The 12,933-nt window shown below is 64.2% G+C and carries 11 protein-coding genes; 5 read left to right on the top strand and 6 right to left on the bottom strand.

What is annotated here, in order from left to right; genetic code table 11:
* Positions 1-44: 44 nt before the first annotated feature.
* The 3 genes from AC1DZU_RS01025 to AC1DZU_RS01015 all read left to right on the top strand — a co-directional run bounded on the left by AC1DZU_RS01025 (position 45) and on the right by AC1DZU_RS01015 (position 4,519).
* On the top strand, positions 45-2,417 hold the full coding sequence (locus AC1DZU_RS01025) for an aldehyde dehydrogenase family protein (RefSeq protein ID WP_477280923.1): 2,373 nt from the start codon (positions 45-47) through the stop codon (positions 2,415-2,417).
* A 500-nt stretch (positions 2,418-2,917) separates the two neighbouring features.
* Positions 2,918-3,649: an SDR family oxidoreductase gene (locus AC1DZU_RS01020; protein WP_477280921.1), complete on the top strand. Its 732-nt coding sequence runs from the start codon at positions 2,918-2,920 to the stop codon at positions 3,647-3,649.
* A 24-nt stretch (positions 3,650-3,673) separates the two neighbouring features.
* The gene (locus AC1DZU_RS01015) at positions 3,674-4,519 is read left to right on the top strand and encodes a fumarylacetoacetate hydrolase family protein (protein ID WP_477280919.1); all 846 of its coding nucleotides are present in this window, start codon (positions 3,674-3,676) and stop codon (positions 4,517-4,519) included.
* 222 nt (positions 4,520-4,741) lie between these two features.
* On the opposite strand, the gene AC1DZU_RS01010 is transcribed toward AC1DZU_RS01015, so the two are convergent.
* The 6 genes from AC1DZU_RS01010 to AC1DZU_RS00985 all read right to left on the bottom strand — a co-directional run bounded on the left by AC1DZU_RS01010 (position 4,742) and on the right by AC1DZU_RS00985 (position 11,067).
* The gene (locus AC1DZU_RS01010) at positions 4,742-5,740 is read right to left on the bottom strand and encodes an ABC transporter ATP-binding protein (RefSeq protein WP_477280917.1); all 999 of its coding nucleotides are present in this window, start codon (positions 5,738-5,740) and stop codon (positions 4,742-4,744) included.
* A gap of 15 nt (positions 5,741-5,755) precedes the next feature.
* A complete protein-coding gene (locus AC1DZU_RS01005; RefSeq protein WP_477280915.1) occupies positions 5,756-6,817 on the bottom strand; it encodes a Gfo/Idh/MocA family protein in 1,062 nt (353 codons plus the stop codon).
* Complete coding sequence (locus tag AC1DZU_RS01000; RefSeq protein ID WP_095083652.1) at positions 6,814-7,653, bottom strand: carbohydrate ABC transporter permease; 840 nt, start codon at positions 7,651-7,653, stop codon at positions 6,814-6,816. Before AC1DZU_RS01000 ends, AC1DZU_RS01005 begins: the two co-directional genes overlap by 4 nt.
* A gap of 10 nt (positions 7,654-7,663) precedes the next feature.
* On the bottom strand, positions 7,664-8,593 hold the full coding sequence (locus tag AC1DZU_RS00995; protein WP_477280912.1) for a carbohydrate ABC transporter permease: 930 nt from the start codon (positions 8,591-8,593) through the stop codon (positions 7,664-7,666).
* 252 nt (positions 8,594-8,845) lie between these two features.
* On the bottom strand, positions 8,846-10,105 hold the full coding sequence (locus tag AC1DZU_RS00990; RefSeq protein ID WP_477280910.1) for an ABC transporter substrate-binding protein: 1,260 nt from the start codon (positions 10,103-10,105) through the stop codon (positions 8,846-8,848).
* A gap of 2 nt (positions 10,106-10,107) precedes the next feature.
* Complete coding sequence (locus tag AC1DZU_RS00985; RefSeq protein WP_477280908.1) at positions 10,108-11,067, bottom strand: N-acetylmuramic acid 6-phosphate etherase; 960 nt, start codon at positions 11,065-11,067, stop codon at positions 10,108-10,110.
* Between the two features lie 198 nt (positions 11,068-11,265).
* Here AC1DZU_RS00985 and AC1DZU_RS00980 point away from each other — a divergent pair, with 198 nt between their 5' ends.
* A complete protein-coding gene (locus tag AC1DZU_RS00980; RefSeq protein ID WP_477280906.1) occupies positions 11,266-12,147 on the top strand; it encodes a glucosamine kinase nucleotide-binding domain-containing protein in 882 nt (293 codons plus the stop codon).
* Positions 12,144-12,926 carry a GntR family transcriptional regulator gene (locus AC1DZU_RS00975; RefSeq protein WP_379093883.1) on the top strand — a complete coding sequence of 261 codons (783 nt, stop codon included), beginning with the start codon at positions 12,144-12,146 and terminating at the stop codon, positions 12,924-12,926. The genes AC1DZU_RS00980 and AC1DZU_RS00975 overlap by 4 nt, the downstream gene beginning before the upstream one ends.
* Positions 12,927-12,933 lie beyond the last annotated feature (7 nt).

The following is a 12,933-nucleotide window of genomic DNA, read 5'->3' as shown; positions in this document are numbered from 1 at the left end:
CTAGCCGATCGACCCTCCCCACAAGGGAGTGAAGGAGGAACCCCATGAACATTCTCGACCGCTATCACGCCATGGAATACGGCCCGGCGCCGGAAGCCCGCAACGAGGCCGACGCCTGGCTTGCGGCGCGCGATTTCGGCAAGGCGCTGTTCATCGGCGGCGACTGGAAAGCCGCTTCCGGCGGCAAGACCTTCGAGACCAGCGAGCCCTCCGCCGGCAAGCTGCTGGCCAAAGTGTCGGACGCCAATGCCGCCGATATCGACGCGGCGGTTTCGGCCGCAGCCAAGGCGCTGCCGAAATGGTCGGCGTCTTCAGGCTATATCAGGGCGAAAGTGCTCTATGCCATCGGCCGCGCCATGCAGCGCCACCAGCGCCTGTTCGCGGTGCTGGAATCGATCGACAACGGGAAGCCGATCCGCGAAAGCCGCGATATCGACGTGCCGCTGGCCATCCGCCATTTCATCCACCATGCCGGCTGGGCGCAGGCGCTGGACAGGGATTTTCCCGGCCACAAGGGTGTCGGCGTCGTCGGCCAGATCATCCCGTGGAATTTTCCGCTGCTGATGCTGGCCTGGAAGATCGCGCCGGCACTTGCCGCGGGCTGCACCGTGGTGCTGAAGCCGGCCGAATTCACGCCGCTGACCGCCATCCTGTTTGCCGAAATCTGCGAACGGGCCGGCGTGCCGAAAGGTGTCATCAACATCGTCCAGGGCGGCCCGGAGGCGGGTGCGGCCATCGTCAACCACCCTGGCATCCAGAAGATCGCCTTCACCGGTTCGTCGGAAGTCGGCAAGATCATCAGGAAAGCCACGGCTGGCTCAGGGAAAAAACTGTCGCTGGAGCTTGGCGGCAAGTCGGCCTTCATCGTCTTCGAGGACGCCGATCTCGACAGCGCCGTCGAAGGGTTGGTCGACGGCATCTGGTTCAACCAGGGCCAGGTCTGCTGCGCCGGTTCCCGGCTGCTGGTGCAGGAAGGCATCGCCGATGCCTTGATAGCCAAGGTCAAGACACGCATGAGCCGGCTGCGGGTCGGCAGCCCGCTCGACAAGAACACCGATATCGGCCCGCTGGTCGACGCCACACAGCTCGACCGGGTCAAGGGCTTGGTTGCCGAGGGCGCCAGACAGGGCGCCGTGTGCTGGCAGCCGGACGCCGCACTGCCAACGTCGGGTTACTACCACCTGCCGACGCTCGCCACCGGTGTTTCGCCGGCTAACATCCTGGCGCAAGAGGAAGTGTTCGGGCCGGTTTTGGCGACCATGACCTTCCGCAACACGGAGGAAGCGATCGAGCTTGCCAACAACACGCGCTATGGGCTGGCCGCCTCGGTGTGGAGCGAGAACGTCAACCTCGCCTTGCATGTCGCGCCGCAATTGAAGGCCGGCGTCGTCTGGGTCAACGGCACCAACATGTTCGACGCCGCCTGCGGTTTCGGCGGCTACCGAGAGAGCGGTTTCGGCCGCGAGGGCGGGCGCGAAGGCATGTTCGAATACCTGGCGGCCAAATTGCCGCTTGGCCCGGTGATCAAGCCGGCGGCTGCCTCTGCGCCACCTGCCGAGCAATCCGACGGCGATACGATCGACCGCACGGCAAAGCTGTTCATCGGCGGCAAGCAGGTGCGGCCGGACGGCAACTATTCGCTGGCTGTCGCCACCGCCAAAGGCAAGCTCGCCGGCGAGGTCGGTCTCGGCAGCCGCAAGGATATCCGCGATGCCGTTTCGGCGGCGCGGGCCTGCAAAGCCTGGCCCGAGGCGACGGCCTACAACCGCTCCCAGGTGCTATACTATCTGGCCGAAAATCTTTCCGGCCGCGCCGGCGAATTTGCCGCCCGCCTCACCGAACTGACCGGCGCCACGCCCAAGGCGGCGCGCGACGAGGTCGACCAGTCGGTCGAGCGGCTGTTCCTCTATGCCGGCCTTGCCGACAAGTTCGAAGGCCGCGTGCACCAGCCGCCGGCGCGTGCCGTGACGCTGGCGCTGCACGAACCGGTCGGCGTTGTCGGCGTCGTCGCACCCGACGCGTCACCGTTGCTGGGCCTGATCTCGCTGGTCGCACCGGCGCTCGCCATGGGCAACACCGTGGTCGCGGTGCCGTCCGAGCGGTACCCGCTGCTCGCCACCGACCTCTATCAGGTCATCGAATATTCCGACGTTCCGCCCGGCGCCATCAACATCGTCACCGGCCGCACGGCGGAACTTGCCGGGGTGCTGGCCAAGCACGACGATGTCGACGGGCTCTGGGTGTTCGCCGATGCCGACACCTGCGCCAAGGCGGAGGCCGAGTCGATCGGCAACCTCAAGCGCGTCTGGAGCGGCAATGGCCGCGGTCTCGACTGGGCGTCCGACGAGGCGGCCGGCGATGCCTTCCTGCGCCGCGCCGTCGAGGTCAAGAACGTCTGGGTGCCTTACGGCGACTGAGCAGTTGCGACGCTGCCGCGATGGTGAGCGCAGGGCAATCGAGTCAGGTTTGATTTCGCTCCACCAGCCTTTTCCGGGCGCTGGCGCCGCCCCTCACCTGCCTGCCGGCATCCTCTCCCCGTATAGTGACGGGGAGAGGGGCGCTGCCATCGACGATTTCGCCAATCGCCAGCGGCGCAAGATCGGCGCCGGCGTTGCGGTCAGCCCCTTCTCCCCGTCACTATACGGGGAGAAGTGCCCGGCAGGGCGATGAGGGGCGGCGCCGACTTCGGCAATTGGTGGTCTCCGCACAAGTCGAACTTGTCGTTGGTCTGAGGCGATTGCCGCGATGGTGATCGTGTTCGGACTTGACGCCCGGATGCATGTTCTTTAACGAGAAAAAACATCTTTATCTGTGGGCTGACAGGCGCGCAGGCCGCATGATGGCGTCCGACTGGCCCATGACGCCGTGGCCGACCACCGGTAGACCCGGACGATCCCAAGCGGACGAGGAGAAGAGCATGGCGGATCTGGCAGGCAAGGTCGTTGTCATCACGGCAGCGGCGCAAGGCATCGGCAAGGCGAGCGCGCTGGCCTTCGCCAAGGCAGGTGCCGTCGTCTACGCCACCGACATCAACGAGGCGCTGCTGGCGGAGCTCGCCAAGACATCCGACATCAAGACCCGCAAGCTCGATGTGCTCAACGACGATGCCGTCAACGCCGCCTTCGCCGAGATCGGCAAGGTCGACGTGCTGTTCAATTGTGCCGGCTTCGTCCATTCCGGCTCGATCCTCGAGATGAAGGACGCCGATCTCGATTTCGCCTTCAACCTCAATGTCCGCGCCATGATACGCACCATCAAAGCGGTGCTGCCCGGCATGCTCGAGCGCGGCGACGGATCGATCATCAATATGTCGTCGGTTGCTGGCGCCGGCAAAGGCGTGCCGAACCGCTTCGCCTATGGCGTCACCAAGGCCGCGGTCATCGGCCTGACCAAGGCAATCGCCGCTGACTATGTTGCCAAAGGCATTCGCTGCAATGCCATTTGCCCCGGCACGGTCGAGAGCCCGTCGCTGCAGGACCGCATGCATGCGCAGGGCGACTACAAAGCCGCCCGCGCCGCCTTCATCGCCCGCCAGCCGATGGGCCGGCTCGGCACGCCGGAGGAAATCGCCGATCTCGCCGTCTATCTGGCCGGCGCTACCTATACGTCCGGACAGGCCTATAATATCGACGGCGGCTGGTCGATCTGAACCAAACGACTGAGGAGACATACCATGAAGCTGCTGCGCTATGGCGAGGCGGGGAGCGAGCGCCCCGGCCTGCTCGATGCGGATGGAACGATCCGTGATCTCACCGGCCATGTCGCCGACATCGGCGGTAAGGCACTCGATCCGGCATCGCTGGCGACGCTGGCCAAGCTCGATCCGAAGTCGCTGCCGGCGGTTTCCGGCAAGCCCCGCATCGGCGCCTGCGTTACCGGCACCGGCAAGTTCATCTGCATCGGCCTCAACTATTCCGACCACGCCGCCGAAACCGGCGCCACCGTGCCGCCGGAGCCGATCATTTTCATGAAGGCAAGCTCGGCTATCGTCGGGCCGGACGACGACGTGCTGATCCCACGCGGCTCGGTGAAGACCGACTGGGAAGTCGAACTGGCCGTGGTCATCGGCAAGACGGCGAAATATGTCAGCGAAGCCGACGCGCTCGACTATGTCGCCGGCTATTGCGTCGCCCACGATGTCTCCGAACGCGCCTTCCAGGCCGAGCGGCAGGGCCAGTGGACCAAGGGCAAGTCCTGCGACACTTTCGGCCCGATCGGCCCGTGGCTGGTGACCAAGGACGAGGTCACCGACCCGCAGAACATCAAAATGTGGCTGACCGTCAACGGCAAGACGATGCAGAACGGCTCGACCAAGACCATGGTCTATGGCGTGGCATACCTTGTTTCCTACCTCAGCCAGTTCATGTCCCTACACCCCGGTGACATCATCTCGACCGGCACGCCACCCGGCGTCGGGCTGGGCATGAAGCCGCCGGTGTTCCTGAAGGCCGGTGATGTCGTCGAGCTCGGCATAGAGGGCCTTGGCCAGCAGAAGCAGACGTTCAAGGCTGACGTTTAGGCGCATACCGCTCTTCCTTCTCCCCTTGTGGGAGAAGGTGGATTGTCGCGCAGCGACAAGACGGATGAGGGGTGCTGGACAAAACGCGACGTTAAAACATCGAAGGATTTTAGGCGCCTACACCTTTAAGGTAGTGATCCTTCCAACACCCCTCATCCGACCGAGCCTCGCTCGGCCACCTTCTCCCACAAGGGGAGAAGGCAGGTCCCGCCGCAGCGCCAGCTACTTCAGCACCTTCCCATCCGCCCCAAACCTATACGTCTTGGCCGGGTCCGGCGTCGCATAGAGCGTGGCGCCCGGCTCGGCGTCGTAGACGCCGAAGATGCGCACGGTGATCAGGCCGGCCTTCTCGCAGTCGAGATAAAGATTGGTGTCGGCGCCGAGATGCTCGGCGTGGACGACCGTGCCTTTCCAGGCACCGGATTTCGGATCGACGGTCAGATGCTCCGGCCGCACGCCGATGGTCTTGGCAGTTTCACCAAGCCTGGCGCCGTCCACGAAGTTCATCTTCGGCGAGCCGATGAAACCGGCGACGAACTCATTCGCCGGCGAATTGTAAAGCTCCATCGGGCCGCCGATCTGCTCGATCCGGCCGGCATTCAGCACCACGATCTTGTCAGCCAGCGTCATCGCCTCGACCTGGTCGTGGGTGACGTAGATCATCGTTGCCTTCAGCCGGCGGTGCAGCTGAGCGATCTCCAGCCGCGTGTTGACGCGCAATGCGGCATCAAGATTCGATAAGGGTTCGTCGAAGAGGAACAGCTTGGGCTCGCGCACCACGGCGCGGCCGATGGCGACGCGCTGGCGCTGGCCGCCGGAGAGTTCGGCCGGCCGCCTTTCGAGATAGGGCTCCAGCGACAGCATCGACGAGGCAATCCCGATGCGGCGGTCGATCTCGGCCGCCGGCGTGCTCGCCTGCTTCAGCCCGAGGCCCATATTGTTCTTCACCGTCAGATGCGGGTAGAGCGCATAGGTCTGGAACACCATGGCGATGCCGCGCTTGGCCGGCGGCGTGACGGACACGTCCTGGCCGTCGATTACGACCCGGCCCGAGGTCGAATCCTCCAGCCCGGCAATGACCCGGAGCAAGGTCGACTTGCCGCAGCCCGACGGGCCGACGAAGACGACGAATTCGCCGTCCGTCACCTCAAGGTTGATGCCCTTCAGCACCTCGACCGGCCCGAAGGCCTTCTTCACGTTCTCGATGTTCAGCGAGCCCACGGCTTCGTCCCTATTCTAGAGTTTGACGGCTGCGCCGCTGCGCACGCTCGCGTCTGCGGCAAGGCAGACGGCGAGCGATTTCACCGCATCGTCCATATGCCTGGTGAGATCCATATCCTCGCGGATCGCCTTCAGCACGAAGGCCTGTTCGAGATCGCAGAGGTCCTGATGGCCGGGCTCGCCCGCCATCGACAGCATTTCGTCAGGCTTGGCGAACTTGCCGTCCGGGCCGGTCGCCGCACTGTGCAGGCGAATGGTCGAGGTCTTGGTGTGGGTATCGATGTCATCGGACTTCACACCCTCTTTCATGACGATCGACACGCAGCCATTGGGCGAAATGACGTCCTTCACGAAGAAGGCCGTTTCCGAAATCATCGGACCCCAGCCGGCTTCGTACCAGCCGACCGAACCGTCATCGAACAGCACCTGCAGATGGCCGTAATTGTACATCGAGGGCGCGATCTCCTCGCTCAGCCGCAACCCCATGCCGCGCACCTCGACCGGCCTGGCGTCGGTGATCTGCAGCATCACGTCGAGATAGTGCACGCCGCAGTCGACGATCGGCGACGTCGTCTGCATCAACTGCTTGTGCGTGTCCCAGGTATGGCCGGAGGATTGCTGGTTGAGGTTCATGCGGAAGACATAGGGGCCGCCGAGCTTGCGCGCTTCGGCGATCAGCCTGATCCAGGACGGGTGATGGCGCAGGATGTAGCCGATCACCAGCTTCCTGCCGTTGGCCTTTGCCGCCGCAACGACGCGCCTGGCATCGGCCACCGTCGTTGCCAACGGCTTTTCGACAAAGACATGGCAGCCGGCCTCGAACGCCTTCACCGCATAGTCGGCATGGCTGTCGGAATAGGTGGCGATGCAGGCGACATCGGGCTTTTCGTCGCGCAAAGCCTCGTCGAAGGAGCGCCTGATGCCATAGGAGGAAAGCCCGTCCGGTAGCGGCACGTCGGAGCGGTTGACCAGTGCCGCAATCTCGAAGCCCGGATTGGTGTGATAAGCCAGCGCGTGGCTGCGGCCCATATTGCCGAGGCCGGCGACGACGACACGAAGGGGTGCTTGCGAACTCACTTGACGGCTCCCGAGGTGATGCCGCGGATCAGCTGCCGCGAGAAGATGACGTAGAGGATCAGCACCGGCATGATCGCCAGCGAGAGAGCTGCCAGGATCGCGTTCCAGTTGGTGACGAACTGGCCGAGGAACAGCTGCGCGCCGAGCGTCACCGTCTTGGTCTCTTCCGACGGGGCCAGGATCAGCGGGAACCACAGATCGTTCCAGATCGGGATCATGGTGAAGACGGCGACGGTCGCCATCGATGGCCTGACCAGCGGCAGCACCAAGCGGAAGAAGATGGTGTATTCGGACAAGCCGTCGATGCGGCCGGCGTTCTTCAGGTCGTCGGACACCTGCTTCATGAATTCCGACAGGATGAAGATGGCGAGCGGCAGGCCTTGGGCGGTGTAGACCAGGATCAGCGCCGTCAACGTGTTGACCAGGCCGCTCGCCACCATCAGCTGCAGGATGGCGACGGTGCCGAGGCGGATCGGGATCATGATGCCGAGCGCCAGATAGAGCCCCATCAGCGAGTTGCCGCGAAACCGGTATTCCGACAGCGCAAAGGCAGCCATGGCGCCGAACAGAAGCACGAAGAACAGCGAAGCGACGGTGACGACGAGGCTGTTCTGGAAATAGTGGATGAAATCGCCCTGGCCGATGACGGTGGTGTAGCCGATCAGGTCGAAAGTTTTTGGCGTCGGCGGCGTCAGCGGCGCGCCGAAGATGCCGGCGCGGGACTTGAACGAATTCATGATGACGAGGATCACCGGAAACAGCGCGATCGCCGTATAGGTCAGCAGGATCGCGTGGGCGCCGATGGTGCGGGGCAGGGATCGGGTGGCGGTGCTCATCTCTTGCCCCTCAGAACTGGTAGCGACGCAGGCGCGTCTGCACGAGGAAGAGATAGACGCAGACGCCGCCGAGGATGATCAGGAACATCATCGTGGCGATCGCCGCGCCCATGTTGGGGTCGCCGACCTGCAACTGGAAGCCGAAGAAGGCGCGGTAGAGGAAGGTGCCGAGAATGTCGGTCGAATAGTTCGGCCCGGCGAGCGCGCCTTGCGCGGTGTAGATCAGGTCGAAGGCGTTGAAATTGCCGACGAAGGTGAGGATCGAGATGATGCCTATCGACGGCAGGATCAGCGGCAGCTTGATCTTCCAGAACTGCGACATGCCGGTGATGCCGTCGCATTCGGCGGCCTCGATCACCTCTTCGGGGATAGACAGCAGGGCGGCATAGATCAGCATCATCGGGATGCCGACGAACTGCCACACCGAGATCAGGCTGAGCGCCGTCAGCGCGTATTCTTCCTTGCCCAGCCACGGCGTGAACAGGCTTTTCAGGCCGACGAGATCGAGCAGATGCGGCGCCACGCCCCACAGCGGCGACAGGATCAGCTTCCAGGCGAAGCCGACGATGACGAAGGACAGGATGGTCGGCACGAAGATCGCCGTGCGGTAGAAGGCGGCAAATCTCAGCCTCGGGCTGGACAGAAGGGCAGCCAGCATGACGCCGATCGGGTTCTGCACCAGCATATGGATGATGAAGAACCAGACATTGTTTCTCAGCGCGTTCCAGAAATTCACCGACCAGTTGGGGTCGCCGAACAGCGTGCGGAAGTTCTCCAGCCCGACGAAGACCTGATGCTGCTCGATGTTGCGGAACAGCGACAGCTGCAGTGTGCCGGCCAGCGGCAGGATCATGATCGCCGTATAGACAAGCACCGCCGGCGCCAGGAAGACGCCAATGTGCCAACGGAACGGTCTTTTCGGTCGTATTTCTGCGGCCATGAGTTCGGTTCCCGCCGTCTCTCGGTTGCAAATGGTGTGATGCTAGATGATGCCTCAATGCACGGCCGAATATTCTTGCCCGGTGCGGCAAGAACAAAGGCCCGCGACTGATCAGCTAGCCTTTCCCCACAATGGGAGGGTAAGGCCGAGAGGCGGTGCCGACAATCGCTATCTGAACGGGCGCAATCTGAAAAACCAGGGTAGTCCGAGACCGGCCAGGCATACGCCCGGCCGATCTCGTTGCCTGAGCTCTTACTTCGCCGGCTTGTACCAGCTGTCGAGGCCGGTCTGCAGCTTCTTGGCCGCAGCTTCCGGGGTGTCGGTGCCGTTGATGACGTTGGCCGATTCAACCCACGTCTCGTTTTCGAGGTTCGGCGTGCCACGCGACAGGATCTGGTAGGTCGAGCGGATCGTCGACTTGCACTTGCCACGCCAGGAGACGAATTCCTGGGCCAGCGGGTCTGCCATCTTCACCGGCGAGGAGTTCAGGCTGAAGAAGCCCGGCAGCGCGTTGGCGTAGATGGTGGCGAAATCCGGCGAGGCGACCCAGGACAGGAAGGTCTTGGCCGCATCGGCGTTTTTCGAAGCCGCATTCAGGCCCATGCCGATATCGGTATGGTCGGAGATGTAGCAGGTGTCGCCGGCTTTCTCGACCGGCGGCGGGAAGGCGCCCATCTTGAACTGGGCCTGGGTGTTGAACAGGCCGATTTCCCACGAGCCGGCCGGGTAAATGGCGGCGCGGCCAAGCGTGAACAGGTTCTGGCTGTCCGGATAGGTCTGTGCCTCGAAGCCGTCGCCGAGATACGGCTTCCACTTGGCCAGTTCCTCATACGGCGCGACCCAGTCCTTGTCGGTCAGCTTCTGGTCGCCCTTGATGAGGGCGGCGCGGCCGTCCTCGCCCTTCCAGTAGTTGGGGCCGATGTTCTGGTAGCCCATGGTCGCGGCTTCCCAGAGATCCTTGGTGCCCATCGCCATCGGGATGTAGGTGCCGTCGGCCTTGATCTTGTCGAGTGCGGCGAAGAACTCGTCGCGGGTCTGCGGCACCTTGATGCCGAGCTTGTCGAAGGCGTCCTTGTTGTAGATGAAGCCGTGGATGACCGAGGCCATCGGCACGCAGAAGCTCGCCTTGCCGTCGTCGGTCTGCCAGGCGGACTTGGCCACCGGCGAGAAGTTCTCCATGCCGGGCAGCGCCGAGAGGTCGGCAAGGTTGCCCTTCTTGAACAGTTCAAGCGACTTGTCGAACGGGCGGCAGGTGATCAGGTCGCCCGCCGAGCCGGCAGCAAGCTTGGCGCCCAGCGCCGCGTCATACTCGGTCGGCGCCGACGGTGCGAACACCACCTTGATGCCCGGGTTCTTGGCTTCGAAGGCCGGGATCAGCTTGTCCTTCCAGATGGCAAGGTCGTCGCCGCGCCAGCTTTCGATGTTGAGCGTTACGTCGCCGGCATAAGCCACCCCGGCCGAGCCGAGAATGCTGGTGCCCAGAAGCAGTGCCGTCAGTAGTTTCGTTGTCATGCTCAGTCTCCCTGTTGACCTTTTTCAGGTTCGGTTTTGATGAGAACAGAGGCTGCGCGCCCCTTGCTCCCCTCGATCGCGGAAAGCGCCGGCCTCAGCTTCTGGCCGGTTCCTTCCAGCAGTTTCTCCGCCGCATCGGCGCTGTCGGCGCCGGCGGCGAGCAGAATGGCGGTCTTGACCGCGCCGCCGCTCTTCTCGAGCAGGTGGACGGCTTCGTCCCTGCCGCGCCCGCTGACGGCGGCGACGATGCGCGCCGCGCGGTCGCGCAGCTTGATGTTGTCGGCCATCAGGTTGACCATGTAGCCGTCATGCACATGGCCGAGATGGACGGCGGTCAGCGTGGACAGCATGTTCAGCGCGATCTTCTGGGCGGTGCCCGCGCCCATGCGCGTCGAACCGGCAATCAGTTCCGGCGGCGTTTCGAGCAGGATCGCGGTTTCGGCCTGCCGCAGCAGGGCCGAGTCCCGGTTGTTGGCGATGCCGATGGTGGCAGCCCCGCGACGGGCGGCTTCCTGGATGGCCCGGACCGCATAGGGCGTCGTGCCGCTGGCCGAAATGGCAATCAGGCAATCGCCCTTGCCGATGCCGGCGTTGATGACGGCTGCTGCCGCCTCCTCGGTGTCGTCCTCTGGCCCGCCGGCCAATGTCCGGAAGGCTTCGTCGCCGCCGGCGATCAGGATGGCGATGCGGTCGCGGTGAATGCCGAACGTACCGGGCAACTCAAGCGCGTCGGCCAGCGCCATCAGGCCGGAACTGCCGGCCGCGGCGTAGGCAAGCTTGCCGCCGCCGCTCAACCTGCCGGCGATGATCTCGGCCGCCCTGGCGATTGAGGAAATGGCATTGCGCACGACCTTTGCGGCTTCGATCTGCGCATCGGCCAAAGAAGAAAGGATGGCGTCCGGGGCCTGGATATCCAGCCCCTCGGCATTTTGGTGAAGCGCTTCGGTGCGCGTTTCGGCCATCCCGGTTCCTCCAATGCGGGAACAATACCAAAAAAATACCACTTGTCCACATGCATTAACGAATTCGACGCTCGGAAATCGCTGAGCCGACGAAATGCCTAGGTTTTTCAATAAAATACAGCTTAATCTTTTTGAAACGGAAATTAACCCTTGGCTATTGGTATTTTATTGGTATTATCCGCCCGGAGGAGAAATCGCGTGAATTTCGTGCTCGGCATCGATGGCGGCGGCACCAGCTGCAGGGCCGCCCTGGCAACTGCGGATGGCGCCGTCATTGGCCGCGCCAAGAGCGGCGCCGCAAACATCCGCACCGATCTCACCGGCGCCCGGTCGAACATCGTCGAAGCGGCGAGGCAGGCGTTCATCGCCGCCGGACAGGATCCGGAGGTGATCCCGCAGACACCGGCCATTCTCGGCCTTGCCGGCGCCAATGTCGGCACCTACCGGCAGCAGCTCGAAGCGATCCTGCCGTTCAGCATCAGCCGTGTCGAGACCGACGCCGAGATCGCGCTGGAAGGGGCCGTCGGCGCCGGTGACGGCGCCATGGCGATCCTCGGCACCGGCACCGCGTATATGGCGCGCAAGAACGGCAAGTCGCGCGCCATCGGTGGCTGGGGCTTTCAGGTCGGCGACCAGGGCAGCGGCGCCCGCATCGGCCGCGACCTGCTCGAACAGACGCTGCTTGCCTATGACGGCGTCCGTGAGGGTTCGCCGCTGACGCAGAGCATGCTGGCGGTCTTCCGCAACAATCCGCAGGACGTGGTCGAATTCACCACCAACGCCAAGCCCGGCGATTTCGGCGGCTTCGCGCCCAAGGTGTTCGAGCATGCCGAAAAGGGCGACAGCGTCGCCAACTGGATCCTGGACAGGGTGGTCGCCGATGTCGAAGCCGCGCTTGGCGCGCTCGACCTTGCGGATGACGCGCCGCTCTGCCTGCTCGGCGGGCTGGCGCCGCTTTATGCGCCGCGCCTGTCGGCCCGCTACCGGGCGCTGCTGAAGCCGCCCCTCGACGATGCACTGGGCGGCGCGGTGCAGATGGCGGCCCGCCTTTTCGCCAAGCCAGCGGAGGCGGCTCTATGAGCGATGCCGCCGACCAGATCTTCGCCACGCTGAAACAGTCGTCGCAAAGCGGTGCCCCGCTCTATCTGCAACTCAGGAAGAGCATCGAGGACGCCGTCAATCGCGGCCTGATCGGACCGGGCGACGCATTGCCCTCCGAGCGCGACATCGCCACCAAGGCCGACATTTCGCGCGTCACTGTGCGCAAGGCGGTACAGGACCTGGTCAAGGGCGGTATCCTGGTGCAACGCCATGGCTCCGGCACGTTCGTGGCGCCGCGCATGGAGCGCGTCGAGCAGTCGCTGTCGCGGCTGACCTCGTTTACCGAGGATATGGCGCGGCGCGGCATGGCGGTGCGTTCGGCCTGGCTCGACCGCGGCCTTTACGCGCCCTCGCCCGACGAGATGATGGTGCTCGGCCTGTCGTCGAACGAACTGGTGGCGCGGGTGGCGCGCCTGCGCATCGCCAACGACACGCCGCTGGCGATCGAACGCGCTTCGCTGTCGGCCAGCGTGCTACCCGACCCGGCGGGAATAGGGTCCTCGCTCTATGCGGCGCTGGAATTGACCGGCAACCGGCCGGTGCGGGCTGTGCAGCGCATCTCCGCCGCCAACCTCGGCGACGGAGACGCGCGTCTGCTCGAGGTGCCGCCGGGCATTGCCGGCCTGCACATCGAACGCATTTCCTATCTGGCGAGCGGCAAGGTGATCGAATTCACCCGTTCCATCTACAGGGGTGACGCCTATGATTTCGTCGCCGAACTGCGGCTGACAGGGCCGAGCGAAGAGGGCCGACCATGACCACAGA

The organism is Mesorhizobium sp. P2_A12, assembly GCF_056405075.1.
Note: the sequence above shows the minus strand (reverse complement) of the source record. Positions and strands in the feature narration are given on the sequence as shown.

Bases quoted from the DNA above. Each gene is read 5' to 3' on its own strand.
- AC1DZU_RS01025 (WP_477280923.1), top strand. From the start codon at position 45: ATGAACATTCTCGACCGCTATCACGCCATGGAATACGGCCCGGCGCCG.
- AC1DZU_RS01020 (WP_477280921.1), top strand. From the start codon at position 2,918: ATGGCGGATCTGGCAGGCAAGGTCGTTGTCATCACGGCAGCGGCGCAA.
- AC1DZU_RS01015 (WP_477280919.1), top strand. From the start codon at position 3,674: ATGAAGCTGCTGCGCTATGGCGAGGCGGGGAGCGAGCGCCCCGGCCTG.
- AC1DZU_RS01000 (WP_095083652.1), bottom strand. From the start codon at position 7,653: ATGAGCACCGCCACCCGATCCCTGCCCCGCACCATCGGCGCCCACGCG.
- AC1DZU_RS00995 (WP_477280912.1), bottom strand. From the start codon at position 8,593: ATGGCCGCAGAAATACGACCGAAAAGACCGTTCCGTTGGCACATTGGC.
- AC1DZU_RS00990 (WP_477280910.1), bottom strand. From the start codon at position 10,105: ATGACAACGAAACTACTGACGGCACTGCTTCTGGGCACCAGCATTCTC.
- AC1DZU_RS00985 (WP_477280908.1), bottom strand. From the start codon at position 11,067: ATGGCCGAAACGCGCACCGAAGCGCTTCACCAAAATGCCGAGGGGCTG.
- AC1DZU_RS00975 (WP_379093883.1), top strand. From the start codon at position 12,144: ATGAGCGATGCCGCCGACCAGATCTTCGCCACGCTGAAACAGTCGTCG.